The following is a 14,516-nucleotide window of genomic DNA, read 5'->3' as shown; positions in this document are numbered from 1 at the left end:
CTTAGCCCTCCGCCTTGACCGTCGACTCGAGGTCGTCGAGGAATGCGTCGATCACGCGCTGCTGACGCGCATCGTCCGCGAGCGACTCCCCCACGATGCGGGACGCGAGCTCGGTGGCGAGTTCGCCCACCTCGGCCCGGAGCGCGATCACCGTCTGGTGACGCTCCGCCTCGATCTGGCGCTGCGCGGTGTCGATGATCCGCTCCGCATCCTTGCCCGCGCGGCGACGCGACTCGGCAAGGATCTGAGCAGCCTCGACGCGCGCGTCCTCGCGGATGCGGGCAGCCTCGGCTCGCGCCTCGGTCAGCTGCGCCGTGTACTCCTCGAGTGCTGCGGCGGCCTCGGCCTGAGCCTTCTCCGCCTTCTCGATGCCACCCTGGATCAGCTCGGCACGCTCGTCGAGCACCTTCTGCAGCTTCGGCAGGAGGATGCGCGTGAACACCACCGCGATGATCACGAAGATGACGAACGACCACAGGATGTCGTACGGCGCGGGGATGACCGGATTCTGGTTGCTCCCCTCCTCCGCTGCGAGGGTGAGTGAAGTGAGAATGCTCATGAGCCGCGTTTAGAAGACGAAGCCGGCGACGAAGCCCAGGAGCGCGAGCACCTCGACGAACGCGACACCGATGAACATGGTGGTGCGCAGCTGGCCGGCAACCTCGGGCTGGCGCGCCATGCCCTCGACGGTCTTGCCGATCAGGATGCCCAGACCGATGCCGGGGCCGAGCGTGGCGAGGCCGTATCCGATGGTGGCGAGGCCTGCGATGTCCAGTTCCACGATATTTCCTTCCGTAGGTACTGCGGGAGGCCCGTGCCTCCGCAGGAGTAGTGGTTAGTGCTCCTCTTCGAGGGCCATGTTGAGATAGACCGCCGAAAGCATGGTGAAGACGTAGGCCTGCAGCAGCGCGACGAAGACCTCGAACAGCGTGAACGCGAAGCCGCCCAGGAACGTCAGCGCACCCGCGGCCTTGATCGCGCCCGAGGCCTCGAAGAAGAGGTACTGGGTGCCGGCGAAGGCGACGACGAGCAGCAGGTGACCCGCGATCATGTTCGCGGTGAGTCGCAGCGCGAGAGTGAACGGGCGCAGGAAGAAGACCTGCAGGAACTCGATCGGCGTGAGCAGGATGTAGATCGGCCACGGCACGCCCGCGGGGAACAGCGACGTCTTGAGGTAGCCGCCGAGCCCGTGCTTCTTGATGCCGACGCCCAGGTACATCACGTAGACCCACAGCGCCATGATGATCGGCAGCCCGATCACGGACGTTCCCGCGATGTTGAGGAACGGGATCACGCCGGTGATGTTGAAGAAGACGATCGCGAGGAACAGCGTCGTGAGGAACGCGACGTAGGGGCGAGCCTTGTCCTTGCCGATCACCTCCTCGGCGATCTGCACGCGCACGAAGTCAAGGGCGTACTCGATGAACGACTGGAAGCGGCCGGGCACGACACGCGCGCGGGCGGCCACCACCCAGAACACCACGATGAGCGCGACCGCGGCGATCACGCGAACCAGCGTGATGCGGTTGAACTCGAAGAGGGTGCCCTCCCACAGCAGCGCCTCGGGGAAGAACTCACCGATCGTCGGCGCGTGGAAGCCGTCGGAGCTGAAGAGCCACTGGAAGAAGTTCTGAGACTCGCCCGAGCCCTCGGCCTCTGCGCCGACGGCCGCTGCCAGTAGGTTGGTCACGAAAGCTCCTGTGATCTGCTGGGGGGCAGGACGATGCCCCGCCCCGCGACTGGTGGACAGCCTAACCTATGGAATCCGGGACTAAGTACCCGGATCGACATACGGCACGCGCGACCGGCGCAGGCTCATCATGTCGATGCCGAGCGACAGGATCAGGCCCACCACCACGGTGATTCCGAACATGGGCCTGTGGAAGCCGTCGATGCCCGCGAGGACCACGAGCGCGATCACCACGAGCACCATCTTGCCCAGCCACGAGAACAGCACGATTCCCGCCATCGCCTGGGGCGATTGGCGGTGCGAGACGAGCATCGCGACCTGGGTGGGGATGGCGCCCAGCGCGGCCACGGCCGCGCCAGCGACGCCGGCGATCAGGCCGGCGCTACCCACCACCAGCCAACCCACGCCCGCGGCCACCGCCGCGAGCGCGACGAGCGCGATCACCGTGGTGCGCATCGCGCGCCGATAAACCTCTGCCTCGGGGGTCATGCGTCCTCCTTGGACGTCGTCGGGGTGCCCACGGCATCGTCCTCACGGACGCTCCTGCCCTCGGGGGTCGCCCGTTGAAGCGCGAACACGGCGTGACCGGCACGCCGCCACTGGCGCGAGAAGAACCGCGCGAAGCGCGGGGACAGCGTCACGGCCGCGGCTCCCGCGATGCCGAGCACGATCGCGACCGCCGACAGCCACGGCGGCAGGAAGACCACGGAGACCGTCCCGAAGGACAGCACGGCGGTCCACAGGTACAGGACGGTCACCGCCCAGCGGTGCGAGTGCCCGCGGCGCAGCAACAGGTGATGGAGGTGGTGCTTGTCGGGCGAGAAGGGCGACTCCCCCTCGCCGCGCGACGGATCACGGCGGCCGTCATGTCGATGAGCGGGACCGCGAGCACCATGATCGGCAGCATGATCGGAATGAAGGCGGGGATGCGCTCTCGCTCCGAGATCACCGCGGGGTCGATCTGACCCGTGACGATGATCGCCGCCGCCGCGAGCATGAGGCCCAGCACCATCGAGCCGGAGTCGCCCATGAAGATGCGCGCGGGGTGCACGTTGTGCGGCAGGAAGCCCAGGCACGCGCCCACGAGCAGCGCGACCACGATGGTCGCGAGGGACGAGTAGTCGCCCGGCGACGCCGACCTCGCGAGCAGATACGTGTACGTGAAGAACGCGAGGCCGCCGATCGCGATCATGCCCGCCGCGAGTCCGTCCAGGCCGTCGACGAAGTTGACGGCGTTCATCGCGATGACCACGACAAACACCGTCGCGATGAGCGAGACATACGAGCTGCCGATCGTCACTCCGGCGATCGGGACGGTGACCAGCTGCACGCCTCCCCACGCGAGCACGAGCCCCGCGAGGAACTGGCCTCCGAGCTTGGCCATCCAGTCGAGGTCCCAGATGTCATCGGCCATGCCCAGCGCACACACGATCGCCGCCGCACCGAGCACGGCCCAGGGCTCGCGACCCGCGGCGAACACGGGATCGAGGAACGGGACGGCCGAGGCCACCACCCCCGCGACGGCGAGTCCGAGGAAGATCGCGATGCCGCCGAGCCTCGGGATGGGGGTGGTGTGGACGTCGCGCTCGCGCACCGCCGTGATCGCGCCCACGCGGAACGCCAGGTGGCGCATCGCGGGAGTGGCGACGTACGCGACGAGCGCCGCGATCGCCATCAGGGTGAGATAGACCTTCACCCGTCGGCACCCTCGAGGGCTTCCCCCACGAGGGACGCCAGGGTCTCGCGAGACACCCCGCCCTGGCGGACGATGCGCAGGCGAGGGCCCGTGGCATCGACGATGGTCGAGGCGACGCCGAGTGGGCTGTCACCTGCGTCGAGGTACACCGCGACGGCGTCACCGAGCTGCTCGTGCGCCTCGAGCGCCGTCGTGGCGGCGGGCTCGCCGGTGCGGTTCGCGCTGGTGACGGCGAGCGGCCCCGTGCGGCTCAGCAGGGCGAGGGCGGAGGGATGATCGGGCACGCGCAACGCCACGGTGCCGCCGGTCTCCCCCAGGTCCCACGCGAGCGAGGGCTGGGCGTGCACGATCACCGTGAGCGCGCCGGGCCAGCAGGATTCCATGAGCGTGCGGGCGGCGTCGGGAACGTCGCGCGCGAGCCCGTCGACGGTCCTCACGCTCGGGATCAGCACGGGCGGTGGCATCTGCCTGCCGCGGCCCTTCGCCGCGAGGAGCGCGGCGACGGCGGGAGGCTGAAAGGCATCGGCCCCGACCCCGTACACGGTGTCGGTGGGAAGCACGATCACCGCGCCGCGGGCGACGGCGTCGACGGCGGCGTCGAGCGACGGGCCCCAGGTTTCGGGGTCGCGACAGTCGAGAATCACGGCGCCAGTCTGTCAGACCCCGACGCGGGTCGCCACGAGCATGCGGTCGCGACCGGTGAGATCCGTGAGCGTGCGGACGTCGCCCCACCACTCCGACGACTCGGCGTACGCGCGCATCGCGGCGCCCTGGTCGTCGCCGTGCTCCATCACCACGACCCCGCCCACGCGCAGCAGCCGCTGTGCCTCGTCGAGGATCGCGCGCGGGACGTCGAGGCCGTCCTCGCCGAGCCCGTAGAGGGCCTGCGGCGGGTCGTGGCGCGCGACCTCGGGGTCACGGGGCACGGCGTCGGTCGGCACGTACGGCGGATTCGACACCACCACATCCGCACACGCGTCGAACTGACGCAGGCAGTTGCGGGCGTCCCCATAGACGGTCCGCAGTCGCCTGCGGACGTCGGTGGGCTGATAGCGGGCGTTGAGGCGCAGGTAGACGAGCGCCTCTTCGCTCGCCTCGACCATCGCGACCTCGGCCTCGGGGATCTCGGTCGCCACGGAGATGCCGATCGCCCCCGAGCCGGCGCACAGGTCGGTCACGCGCACCTCGCCGCGTAGCTCGAGCGCAGCGCGCGCGGCGGCGATCGCCACGCCCGCCACGACCTCGGTCTCGGGGCGCGGGACGAACACGCCGGGGCCCACCTGAAGCTCGAGCGAGCGGAAGTAGGCCTTGCCTGTGATGTGCTGGAGCGGCTCACGCTCGACGCGACGCGTGACACGCGCCTCGAGGAGGTCGAGGTCCGCGCCGGGGGCCATTCGTCGTCGCGCGCGGCCGCGGTGCGGATGTACGACGGCTGGAGTCCTAGTGTGTGGGCGATGAGCACGATCGCGTCGTGCTGGGGTGAGGGAACGCCCGCCTCCTCGAGGCGGCGAGTGGTGTCGCGCAGACGCGCGCCGACGGTGGGCACGATGGGTCTCCCGCTCTCCTCGGCGCCTTACTCCGCGGAGTCGAGGCGGGCAGCCTCGTCCGCGTCGATCGCAGACTGAATGACCGGCTGCAGGTCGCCGCCGAGCACCTGGTCGAGGTTGTAGGACTTGTACCCCGTGCGGTGATCCGCGATGCGGTTCTCGGGGAAGTTGTAGGTGCGGATGCGCTCCGAGCGGTCGACGGTGCGGATCTGCGACTTTCGCATGTCCTGCGCCTCGGCGTCCGCGGCCTCCTTCTGCGCGGCGAGGAGTCGGGCGCGCAGGATGCGCAGCGCCGACTCCTTGTTCTGCAGCTGGCTCTTCTCGTTCTGGCAGCTCACGACGATTCCGGTCGGCAGGTGCGTGAGGCGCACCGCCGAGTCTGTCGTGTTGACCGACTGGCCGCCAGGGCCGGATGAGCGATAGACGTCCACGCGGACGTCGTTCATGTCGATCTCGACCTCGGAGACCTCCTCGACCTCCGGGTAGACCAGCACGCCCGCGGCGGAGGTGTGAATCCTGCCCTGCGACTCGGTCGCGGGCACGCGCTGCACGCGGTGCACGCCGCCCTCGTACTTGAGCTGGGCCCAGACGCCGTTTTCCGGCTCGACCGCCCCACGCGACTTGATCGCGACGGAGACGTCCTTGTATCCGCCCATGTCGGTGTGCACCGCCTCGAGGACCTCGGCCTTCCAGCCCTTCGTCTCCGCGAAACGCAGGTACATCTTGAGCAGGTCGCCCGCGAACAGCGCGGACTCCTCGCCGCCCTCGCCGGACTTGATCTCGAGGATCACGTCGCGTGCGTCATCGGGATCGCGAGGGATGAGGATGCGGCGCAGCCGCTCGGTCTCGGCCTCGACGGCCTCCTCGAGGGCAGGCACCTCGGCCGCCATCTCGGGGTCGACCTCCGCCATCTCGCGGGCCGCGTCGAGGTCGTCGCTCGCGGCCTGCCAGGCACGATGTGCCGCGACGACGCGGCCGAGCTCCGCGAACCGACGCCCGAGCGTGCGCGCTCGCGCCCCGTCCGCATGCACGGAGGGGTCGGCGAGCTGACGCTCGATGTCGGTGTACTCGTCCAGCATCGGCTGGACGGCGGCGAAGGCCTCGGCCACGTCGTCGGGCGGGTGACTACTTGTTGCCGTAGCGGCGCTCGAAGCGCGCCACGCGACCACCGGTGTCCATGATCTTCTGCTTGCCGGTGTAGAACGGGTGGCAGGCCGAGCAGACCTCGACGCTGATCGCGCCGGACGTCACGGTGGACTTGGTCTCAAACGTGTTGCCGCAGGTGCACGTGACAGTGGTGGCCACGTACTCGGGGTGGATGTCCTTCTTCATGATCTCCCTTAGAGGTGCCGCCGGGTCCGCACGCGTACCTCGCGCTCGGTGAACCGGCTGGCCAGCGTTCTATTCTGCCACGGCTGTCAAGGGCGACGCGACGCGCGTCCTGGACAGGGCATCGTTCCCTCTCCGCGACTCTGCTCCGTCGCGCCCGCCCCCATTGTGCCCACCCCGCCGCACCCGCCCGGGACATCACTCCCCCATCGCGCGTCGCGAGGTGCTGAGTGACCGTTCGGACCCGATTCGGGCACTCAGCACCTCGCAGGGCGCGGCGGTTCTCCACAGATCCGGACAGGCGGCTGCGTCTTCACCCAGATCGGGGTTGCCTGGCCGCATGCGACCCTTGCCCGACCCGGCATCGTCCCGGATGTCGATCTCCGACTTCCTGGGCACGAGCGCCCACGCGTACACGCGGGCCGAGCTCGTGGGTCACTGGTCGCGCCGCCAGCTCGACAGGGGCCTCGGCGAGGGAGGTCTCACTCGGCTCTTGGCGGGCGTCTACTGCGGCACGGCTCACGCGGGCGACCCGACCGTCCGCGCCGAGGCGCTCACGCTGTGGCAGCCGCGCGGCGCGGTGACCGGAGCATGCGCGCTGCATCTGTACGCGCGGTCGCTGCCGAAACCCGATCGCCTGGACTTCGTCGTACCGCACGGTCAGCGCCTCAACGCGCCGCCCTGGGCTCGACTGCACCAGACCGGTCCCCCGCGGTGGACCACCCGCGCGGGCGGTCTGAGGAGCGTCCCGATAGCTCGGGCGCTGCTCGACGCGTGGCGGTACTCGCCGCCCTCCGCGCGTCGGACAATTCTGTGGGAGGCGCTCTGGGAACGGGTGTGCACGTGGCGCGAGCTTGCCCGCGAACTCGAGCGCACTCCACGTGTCGCGGGCCGTCGAGATCTCGAGCGGGTGCTCGGCTGGTTCGCGGAGGGCGCGACCACCCCGCTCGAGGTGCGGGCCAAGCACGAGACCTTCGTCGACGCGCGCTTCCGCGACTTCGAGTGGCAGCAGACCCTGGCGCTGCCGACGCGCAACGCCACACCCGACATGCTGCATCGGCGCACCAAGGTCGCGGTCGAGCTCGACGGCGACCGCTACCACTCGACCCGCGCCGCGCGCGATGCGGATCGGGAACGCCGGACGGACCTCGTGGCCGCCGGGTACGCCGTGCTGGGTTTCGGGTGGAACGACATCGCCCTCAGACCAGAGTGGTGCCGCGAGCGGGTGCTCACCACGGTGGCGGGGCGGCTCGGCATCCGCAGCTCGTGAGGCGCCCGCGGATAGCAGAGCGCCCCGTGAGGTGCTCAGTGCCCGAAATCGAACGAATCGGGCACTGAGCACCTCACGGGGCGCATCGCGGGAGTCCGCGCAGCGGCGGCGCTACTTCTCCTCGTCGGTCCCCGGCGTGGTCTTCGCGACCTGCATGAGGAACTCGGCGTTGGTCTTGTTCTCCTTGAGCTTGCCCAGGAGCAGCTCGATGGCCTGCTGCTGCTCGAGCGCGGTGAGCACGCGACGCAGCTTCCACATGACCTTGAGCTCCTCGGGGCTCATGAGGATCTCCTCGCGGCGCGTGCCCGACGCGTTGACGTCGACGGCCGGGAAGATGCGGCGGTCCGCGAGCGTGCGCGAGAGCTTGAGCTCCATGTTGCCCGTGCCCTTGAACTCCTCGAAGATGACCTCGTCCGCCTTCGAGCCGGTCTCGACCAGCGCGGTCGCGAGGATCGTGAGCGAGCCGCCGTTCTCGATGTTGCGCGCGGCGCCGAAGAAGCGCTTGGGCGGGTACAGCGCCGACGAGTCGACTCCGCCGGAGAGGATGCGGCCCGAGGCCGGCGCGGAGATGTTGTACGCGCGGCCCAGGCGGGTGATCGAGTCGAGCAGCACGACCACGTCGTGACCCATCTCGACCAGACGCTTCGCACGCTCGATCGCGAGCTCGGCGACCGTGGTGTGGTCGTCGGCCGGACGATCGAAGGTCGAGGCGATGACCTCACCCTTGACCGTGCGCTGCATGTCCGTGACCTCCTCGGGGCGCTCGTCGACGAGCACGACCATGAGGTGAACCTCGGGGTTGTTGGTGACGATCGCGTTGGCGATCGACTGCAACACGAGCGTCTTGCCCGCCTTGGGAGGCGACACGATGAGGCCGCGCTGGCCCTTGCCGATGGGTGCGACCAGGTCGATCACGCGGTTGGTCATGTTGCGCGGCTCGGTCTCCAGGTGGAGACGCTGCTGCGGGTACAGCGGCGTGAGGTCGCCGAACGACGGGCGGGTGCGCGCCTCCTCGGGGGCGATGCCGTTCACCTTGTCGACGCCGGCGAGGGCGTTGAACTTCTGACGCTGTCCGCGCTCGCCCGGTCGGGGCGGGCGCACGGTGCCGGTGATCGCGTCGCCCTTGCGCAGGCCGTACTTCTTGATCTGGTTCATCGACACGTACACGTCGGACTTCCCGGGAAGGTAGCCGGTCGTGCGGATGAAGGCGTAGTTGTCGAGGATGTCGACGATGCCGCCGACGGGGGTCAGCTCCTCGTCGTCACGGGCATCGTCCTCATCGAACTGCTGGGGGATGTCGAGCACGTCGCGCTCGCGGCCACGGTTGCGACCGCGCCCACGGCCGCGGCGACGGCGCCCGCTGCGGTCATCATCGTCCAGGTCCTGCTGCGCGTCGCCCTGCTGGGGCGCGCGCTGCTGCTGCGCGTCGCCCTGCTGAGGCGTGCGCTGCTGGCGCTGCTGGCGGCGCTCGCCGCCGTCCTCGCCCTGCTGCGCTCCGCGCTGCGGGCGGTCGCCTCGAGGCAGGTCGAGCTCGATCGCCTCCTTGGCGCGGCGGGCGCGGGACTCGGGGTCCTCGGCGGCCTGGTCGCGCGCGGGCTCGACGGGCTGACCGGCGAGGGCGACGGCCTCCTTGGCGCGGCGAGCACGCTCGTCGGAGTCGTGCTCGGCGGTCGACTGGGGCGCGGACTGGGGAGCCTCGGCGCGACGGCTGCCCTGACGGCGCGCGGGGCGCTCGGCGGGGGCCTTCGCGGGCGCCTCGGCCTCGGTCGCTGCAGCCTTCGTGTTCTTGGTGGCGCGAGGCTCCTTGGCCTTGACCACGCCGCCGTTGCGGATGGCCTCGATGAGGTCCGCCTTACGCATGCGGGCGGTGCCCGAAACCCCGAGCTCGGCGGCGAGCGCCTGCAACTGGGCGAGCTTCATGGCGGAGAGGGTGGCGCCCTGATCGACTGCCACGGTCGTGTCTGTCACGTACTTTCCTTTCCTCGCACGAGCCCCTGTGGCTCCAGAAGTGCGAGATCGTCCACGTGGGTACGGCTGACGGGAGACATCATCGGCAGACGCCTGCAACGTGGATTGCGTTCGTCCGGGGCGTGAGTGCCATCCGGAGGAAGCGGGTTAAGGCTATCACCGCAGGCCAGGCCGCACAATCGAGCCGGATTCCGGAGGCGTCGGGCCCTCCTGTTGCCCTGGAGGCCCAGCGGGCCTCGCCTCCGAGAAGGGCCCGCCGCGCTCCGCCACGGAGGCTCACCATGACGCAGAGACCCATCGAGATCGTCACCCTCGGATTCGCGCATGGCCGCTTCGACGGCTCGATCCTCCCGGAGCTGGAACGGTTGGTCGAGTCCGGCACCATCTCGATCGTGAACGCGATCGTGGTGCGCAGGAACGGTCCCGATGAGGTGGAGATCGAGGAACTTGAGGAGCTCACCGACGACGACGCGGTCACCGCCCTCGACGCCGTGCGCGCCGAGGCATAGCAGAGGGAGGGGCGATCATGCGCAGAGCGGGCCGGCCAGGATTGATAGGGACGATGGCGCGGACGGCGGTCATCTCGGGCACCGCTCAGGCGGTGAGCGGGAACGTCGCGCGGGGACAGCACGCGCGGTGGGAGGCCGATGCGCAGGGTCAGCAGTCGCAGGCGGCACCTCAGGCGGCGGCCCCGGTCGCGCCGGTCGCGCCGGCGGGCGACGACCTCATGGCCCAGCTCACCCAGCTCGCGCAGATGCACGCCGCCGGAATCCTCACCGAGGCCGAGTTCGCCGCCGCGAAGGCCACGTTGCTGTCCTGACACCGCCCCGCCGCTGGCGCTCGCCCACGGGTGAGCGCCCGATGCTACGGTCCGAGAATGGCTGAGAACTCCCCTTCACCCGCATCGTCATGACCGCGAAGGTCCGCGACATCCTGGACGCCGCGCAGCCGTGGCCGACCATCCGAGCGATCACGTCGGAGGACATCCCGTGGCTCGCGAACGCGGCGTTCGAGAGCTACCCCCGCCGCGGGCTGCACCGCGATTGGGACGCCACGGTGGCGGTCACGCAGGAGATCTTCAGGGGCGAGTGGGGTCCCTACATGCAGGTCGCCTCGCCCGCCGCGCTGAGCGAGGACGGCGAAATCCTGGGCGGGGTCACCACGGTGCTCCGCCTCGCGCGCGAGGACGCCCCCGACCACCCGTATGTGCTGAACTGCCTCACGCTGCCGGATCACCGGGGCCGCGGTGTCGCGAGCGGCCTGCTCGCCGCGACGGCGCGCGCCGTCGCGGCGGTGGGTGAGACGCAGGTGAGCCTCACCGTCGACGAGGACAACGCCGACGCGCGGCGACTCTACGACCGGCTCGGCTTCGCCGAGGTCTCGCGGGGTCCCTCCGCCGCCTGAGGATCCACCAGCGGCTCGGCCTCGTCGATCGGCGCCGCAAACTGCGCCTCATAGAGCCGCGCGTAGGCGCCGCCCGCCGCGAGCAGCTCGCGGTGCGTGCCCTGCTCGACGATCGCCCCGTGCTCCATCACCAGGATGAGGTCCGCATCGCGGATCGTGGACAGCCGATGCGCGATCACGAACGCCGTGCGGTCCTTGCGCAGCTTCGCCATCGCATGCTGCACCAAGAGCTCGGTGCGCGTGTCGACCGAGCTCGTCGCCTCGTCGAGGATCAGCACCTGCGGCTTCGCCACGAAGGCGCGCGCGATCGTCACCAGCTGACGCTCTCCCGCGGAGAGATTGGTGGCATCGTCGTCGAGCACGGTGTCGTAGCCGTCGGGCAGCGAGTGCACGAACCTATCGACGTATGCGGCCCTGGCCGCCTCGAGGATCTCCTCCTCCGTCGCACCGGTGCGCCCGTAGGCGATGTTGTCGCGGATGGTCCCGCCGAACAGCCACGTGTCCTGCAACACCATGCCGGTCCGCGCGCGGAGGTCGTCGCGAGTCATCGCGGCGATATCCGTGCCGTCGAGCGTGATGCGTCCCCCGTCGAGCTCGTAGAAGCGCAGGATGAGGTTGACCAGGGTGGTCTTGCCCGCACCGGTCGGCCCCACGATCGCGACCGTGCGCCCGGGCTCGACCGTGAGCGAAAGATCGTCGATGAGCGGCTTGTCTGCCACGTAGCGGAAGGACACGTCCTCGAAGACCAGTCGACCGTGGTCGCCCTCGGGAGACTGCGCCGGCACGGGATCGGCGCCCTGCTCCTCGGAGTCGAGGAGCTCGAACACGCGCTCGGCCGAGGCCACGCCGGACTGCACGAGGTTGGCCATCGAGCCGAGCTGGCTGAGCGGCTGCTGGAACTGCCGCGAGTATTGGATGAAGGCCTGCACGTCGCCGAGCGTCATGGTGCCGCTCGCGACCCGCAGCCCGCCTACGACCGCGATCGCGACGTAGACCAGGTTCCCCACGAACATCGTCGACGGCATGATGATGCCCGAGATGAACTGGGCCCCGAAGCTCGCCTCGTAGAGCTCCTCGTTCTTGCGCGCGAACTCCTCCTGCGCGCGCCGCCTGCGCCCGAACACCTTGACGAGCGCGTGCCCGGTGTAGCCCTCCTCGATGATCGAGTTGAGCTCTCCCGTGTGCCGCCACTGCGCCACGAACCGCGGCTGCGACCGCTTCGCGACCTGCGCGACGATCACGAGCGTGAGCGGGATCGACAGGATGGCGATCCCTGCGAGCAGCGGCGAGATCCACAGCATCATGCCCACGATGCCGATCACCGTGAGCACCGAGGTGAACAACTGACTGAGCGTCTGCTGCAGGGTCTGCGAGATGTTGTCGATGTCGTTGGTGACGCGGCTCAGCAGGTCGCCGCGCTGATGGCGGTCGAAGTAGCTGAGCGGGAGCCGGTGGATCTTGTCCTCGACGCGCGCGCGCAGCCGGTACACGGTCCGCTGCGTCACGCCGTTGAGCACGAGCCCCTGAACGAGCCCCAGGATGGCGGACGCCACGTAGATCACGACCACCCACCACAGGATCCTGTGGAGGCTGTCGAAGTCGATTCCGGTGCCCGAGATGAAGCCCTCGAAGATCACGGTGGTGGCGTTGCCCAGGATCTTGGGCCCCACGACGGACAGCGCGACGGAGCCGGCTCCGAGTACGATGACGGCGATCACGAGCCATCGCTCGGGGCCGAGCAGGCGGGCCAGGCGCGCCGCCGATGGACCGAAGTTGCTGGGCTTCTCGACGGGAGCGCCGATGCCCGGGCCCATGGGGCCGTGGGCCCGCTGGGGTGGGCGGGGCGTGGCGCCGCCGCGGCCCTGAGTGGTCGCGCTCATACCGCCTCCTCCGCTCGAAGCTGGGTACTGACGATCTCCTGATACGTGGGCGAGGTCTCGAGGAGCTCGGCGTGGGTGCCGCGGTCGACGATGCGCCCGTCCTCCATTACCAGGATCTGGTCGGCATCGACGATGCTCGAGACGCGCTGGGCGACGACGATCAGGGTCGCGTCGGTCACCTCGCGCGCAAGGGCCGCGCGCAGGCGCGCGTCGGTCGCCGTGTCGAGCGCGCTGAACGAGTCGTCGAAGATGAGGATGTCCGGCCTGCGCACGAGCGCCCGGGCGATCGAGAGGCGCTGACGCTGCCCACCCGACACGGTGGTGCCGCCCTGGGCGACCTCGGACTCAAGACCCTCGGGCATCGCGCGCACGAAGTCCTCGCCCTGGGCGATCGCGAGCGCGTCCCAGAGCTCCTGGTCCGTGGCATCCTCGCGCCCGAACCTCAACGTCGAGGCGACGGTGCCCGCGAAGAGGTACGGCCGCTGCGGGACGAGCCCGACGCGGCCCCACAACGACTCGAGGTCGGCGTCGCGCACGTCGACGCCTCCCACGCGCACGGTGCCCGACGACGCGTCGTACAGGCGTGGGATGAGGCTCACGAGCGTGCTCTTGCCCGCGCCGGTCGAGCCGATAATTGCCGTGGTCGTGCCCCGCCGCGCGGTGAACGAGATGTCCGCGAGGACCGGCTGCTCGGCGCCGGGGTACGTGAAGGTCACGTTCTCGAAGACCACCTCGCCCGTGCCCGGGACCTGGACCCCGGCATCGGCCTCCACGACCGTGCTCGACGTCGAGAGGACGTCGGTGATGCGATCCGCCGCAACGGCGGCGCGCGGCACGAGCACGAACAGGAACGTCGCCATGAGCACCGAGAACAGGATCTGGATGAGGTACGCGAAGAACGCGGTGAGCGCGCCCACCTGCATCTCGCCCGCCGCGATGCGCTCCGCGCCGAACCACATCACCGCGACAGAGCCGAGGTTCACCACGAGCAGGACCAGCGGGAACATCGAGGCCATGAGGCGGCCCGCCTTGATCGCCGACTCCGTGACGAGCGCGTTAGCGTCCGCGAAGCGCTCGCGCTCAACGCCCTCGCGCACGAAGGCCCTCACGACGCGGATGCCGGTGAGCTGCTCGCGCAGGACGCGGTTGATGCCGTCGATGCGGGTCTGCATGCGCCGGAAGTGAGGCACCATGCGCCACACGATGAGCGACACGATGATCAGCAGCAGCGGGATCGCGACCGCCATGATCCACGACAGCTGCACGTCCTGCTGCAGCGCGAGCACCACGCCGCCGATCGCCGTGAACGGCGCGGAGATCAGCAGCGTCGACGTCATGAGCACGAGCATCTGGACCTGCTGGACGTCGTTGGTCGAGCGCGTGATGAGCGAGGGTGCGCCGAACCGCTGGACCTCGGCCTCCGAGAAGGTCGACACGCGTTCGAAGATGTCGCCGCGCAGGTCACGCCCGACGCGCATCGCGATCTTCGCGCCAAAGTAGACCGCCGCGATGGTGCACGCGATGCCCACGAAGGACAGGATCAGCATGAGACCGCCGATCCTCCAGATGTAACCCGTGTCGCCGACCGCGACGCCGTTGTCGATGATGTCGGCGTTCAGGGTCGGCAGGTAGAGGTTGACCATCGATTGAGCGAACTGGAAGACCACCACTCCGAGGAGCAGGTTCCAGTACGGCCTCACGGACGAGACCAGCAGCTTCCAGAGCATCGCGG

General features: G+C 69.7%; 17 protein-coding genes and 1 pseudogene. 4 read left to right on the top strand and 14 right to left on the bottom strand.

What is annotated here, in order from left to right; all coding sequences use genetic code 11:
- Window position 1: 1 nt before the first annotated feature.
- From QUE44_RS00480 to rpmE, 11 genes and pseudogenes are all read right to left on the bottom strand, one after another.
- Window positions 2-559 carry a F0F1 ATP synthase subunit B gene (locus tag QUE44_RS00480; RefSeq protein WP_286215294.1) on the bottom strand — a complete coding sequence of 186 codons (558 nt, stop codon included), beginning with the start codon at window positions 557-559 and terminating at the stop codon, window positions 2-4.
- A 9-nt stretch (window positions 560-568) separates the two neighbouring features.
- Window positions 569-775 carry an ATP synthase F0 subunit C gene (locus QUE44_RS00475; protein ID WP_234989227.1) on the bottom strand — a complete coding sequence of 69 codons (207 nt, stop codon included), beginning with the start codon at window positions 773-775 and terminating at the stop codon, window positions 569-571.
- A gap of 60 nt (window positions 776-835) precedes the next feature.
- Window positions 836-1,582, bottom strand: coding sequence for a F0F1 ATP synthase subunit A (gene atpB, locus QUE44_RS00470; protein ID WP_286216790.1), 747 nt, complete (start codon window positions 1,580-1,582; stop codon window positions 836-838).
- Between the two features lie 189 nt (window positions 1,583-1,771).
- A complete protein-coding gene (locus QUE44_RS00465; RefSeq protein WP_286215293.1) occupies window positions 1,772-2,179 on the bottom strand; it encodes a Cg1360 family ATP-synthase-associated protein in 408 nt (135 codons plus the stop codon).
- Window positions 2,176-2,448 (bottom strand): hypothetical protein, encoded by a 273-nt coding sequence (locus QUE44_RS00460; protein WP_286215292.1) that lies wholly within the window; start codon window positions 2,446-2,448, stop codon window positions 2,176-2,178. The genes QUE44_RS00465 and QUE44_RS00460 overlap by 4 nt, the downstream gene beginning before the upstream one ends.
- A complete protein-coding gene (locus QUE44_RS00455; protein ID WP_286215291.1) occupies window positions 2,445-3,386 on the bottom strand; it encodes an MraY family glycosyltransferase in 942 nt (313 codons plus the stop codon). Before QUE44_RS00455 ends, QUE44_RS00460 begins: the two co-directional genes overlap by 4 nt.
- Window positions 3,383-4,027: an L-threonylcarbamoyladenylate synthase gene (locus QUE44_RS00450; RefSeq protein ID WP_286216788.1), complete on the bottom strand. Its 645-nt coding sequence runs from the start codon at window positions 4,025-4,027 to the stop codon at window positions 3,383-3,385. The genes QUE44_RS00455 and QUE44_RS00450 overlap by 4 nt, the downstream gene beginning before the upstream one ends.
- Window positions 4,028-4,042: 15 nt before the next feature.
- Entirely contained in the window at window positions 4,043-4,780 is a 738-nt protein-coding gene (gene prmC, locus QUE44_RS00445; protein WP_286215290.1) for a peptide chain release factor N(5)-glutamine methyltransferase, read from the bottom strand.
- 14 nt (window positions 4,781-4,794) lie between these two features.
- Window positions 4,795-4,932 (bottom strand): annotated as a pseudogene (locus QUE44_RS00440) (peptide chain release factor N(5)-glutamine methyltransferase); the annotation flags it as partial.
- Between the two features lie 27 nt (window positions 4,933-4,959).
- On the bottom strand, window positions 4,960-6,042 hold the full coding sequence (gene prfA, locus QUE44_RS00435; protein ID WP_286215289.1) for a peptide chain release factor 1: 1,083 nt from the start codon (window positions 6,040-6,042) through the stop codon (window positions 4,960-4,962).
- Window positions 6,043-6,058: 16 nt separating this feature from the next.
- On the bottom strand, window positions 6,059-6,265 hold the full coding sequence (rpmE, locus tag QUE44_RS00430) for a 50S ribosomal protein L31 (protein ID WP_286215288.1): 207 nt from the start codon (window positions 6,263-6,265) through the stop codon (window positions 6,059-6,061).
- 337 nt (window positions 6,266-6,602) lie between these two features.
- Between rpmE and QUE44_RS00425 the strand changes: the two genes are divergently transcribed.
- The gene (locus QUE44_RS00425; RefSeq protein WP_286215286.1) at window positions 6,603-7,532 is read left to right on the top strand and encodes an endonuclease domain-containing protein; all 930 of its coding nucleotides are present in this window, start codon (window positions 6,603-6,605) and stop codon (window positions 7,530-7,532) included.
- Between the two features lie 111 nt (window positions 7,533-7,643).
- Here the strand turns inward: QUE44_RS00425 and rho are convergent, their stop codons facing one another.
- The gene (gene rho / locus QUE44_RS00420; RefSeq protein WP_425557996.1) at window positions 7,644-9,500 is read right to left on the bottom strand and encodes a transcription termination factor Rho; all 1,857 of its coding nucleotides are present in this window, start codon (window positions 9,498-9,500) and stop codon (window positions 7,644-7,646) included.
- 281 nt (window positions 9,501-9,781) lie between these two features.
- Between rho and QUE44_RS00415 the strand changes: the two genes are divergently transcribed.
- The 3 genes from QUE44_RS00415 (at window position 9,782) to QUE44_RS00405 (ending at window position 10,904) form a co-directional block, all read left to right on the top strand.
- Window positions 9,782-10,009: a hypothetical protein gene (locus QUE44_RS00415; protein ID WP_286215285.1), complete on the top strand. Its 228-nt coding sequence runs from the start codon at window positions 9,782-9,784 to the stop codon at window positions 10,007-10,009.
- A 53-nt stretch (window positions 10,010-10,062) separates the two neighbouring features.
- Complete coding sequence (locus tag QUE44_RS00410) at window positions 10,063-10,320, top strand: SHOCT domain-containing protein (RefSeq protein WP_286215284.1); 258 nt, start codon at window positions 10,063-10,065, stop codon at window positions 10,318-10,320.
- 89 nt (window positions 10,321-10,409) lie between these two features.
- Window positions 10,410-10,904 (top strand): GNAT family N-acetyltransferase, encoded by a 495-nt coding sequence (locus tag QUE44_RS00405; RefSeq protein ID WP_286215282.1) that lies wholly within the window; start codon window positions 10,410-10,412, stop codon window positions 10,902-10,904.
- Here the strand turns inward: QUE44_RS00405 and QUE44_RS00400 are convergent.
- Window positions 10,853-12,784: an ABC transporter ATP-binding protein gene (locus QUE44_RS00400; RefSeq protein ID WP_286215281.1), complete on the bottom strand. Its 1,932-nt coding sequence runs from the start codon at window positions 12,782-12,784 to the stop codon at window positions 10,853-10,855. The two genes, QUE44_RS00405 and QUE44_RS00400, sit on opposite strands and share 52 nt — an antisense overlap.
- Entirely contained in the window at window positions 12,781-14,511 is a 1,731-nt protein-coding gene (locus tag QUE44_RS00395) for an ABC transporter ATP-binding protein (protein WP_286215279.1), read from the bottom strand. Before QUE44_RS00395 ends, QUE44_RS00400 begins: the two co-directional genes overlap by 4 nt.
- Window positions 14,512-14,516: the final 5 nt, after the last annotated feature.

Source organism: Demequina sediminis (genome assembly GCF_030296675.1).
Taxonomy (GTDB): domain Bacteria; phylum Actinomycetota; class Actinomycetes; order Actinomycetales; family Demequinaceae; genus Demequina; species Demequina sediminis.
This window is presented reverse-complemented; position numbering and strand designations above follow the sequence as displayed.

Excerpts from the sequence above, each read along its gene's own strand:
- QUE44_RS00400 (WP_286215281.1), bottom strand. The coding sequence starts at position 12,784 with ATGAGCGCGACCACTCAGGGCCGCGGCGGCGCCACGCCCCGCCCACCC.
- QUE44_RS00410 (WP_286215284.1), top strand. The coding sequence starts at position 10,063 with ATGGCGCGGACGGCGGTCATCTCGGGCACCGCTCAGGCGGTGAGCGGG.
- QUE44_RS00465 (WP_286215293.1), bottom strand. The coding sequence starts at position 2,179 with ATGACCCCCGAGGCAGAGGTTTATCGGCGCGCGATGCGCACCACGGTG.
- QUE44_RS00425 (WP_286215286.1), top strand. The coding sequence starts at position 6,603 with ATGCGACCCTTGCCCGACCCGGCATCGTCCCGGATGTCGATCTCCGAC.
- QUE44_RS00415 (WP_286215285.1), top strand. The coding sequence starts at position 9,782 with ATGACGCAGAGACCCATCGAGATCGTCACCCTCGGATTCGCGCATGGC.
- prmC (WP_286215290.1), bottom strand. The coding sequence starts at position 4,780 with ATGGCCCCCGGCGCGGACCTCGACCTCCTCGAGGCGCGTGTCACGCGT.
- QUE44_RS00405 (WP_286215282.1), top strand. The coding sequence starts at position 10,410 with ATGACCGCGAAGGTCCGCGACATCCTGGACGCCGCGCAGCCGTGGCCG.
- QUE44_RS00395 (WP_286215279.1), bottom strand. The coding sequence starts at position 14,511 with ATGCTCTGGAAGCTGCTGGTCTCGTCCGTGAGGCCGTACTGGAACCTG.
- rpmE (WP_286215288.1), bottom strand. The coding sequence starts at position 6,265 with ATGAAGAAGGACATCCACCCCGAGTACGTGGCCACCACTGTCACGTGC.
- QUE44_RS00480 (WP_286215294.1), bottom strand. The coding sequence starts at position 559 with ATGAGCATTCTCACTTCACTCACCCTCGCAGCGGAGGAGGGGAGCAAC.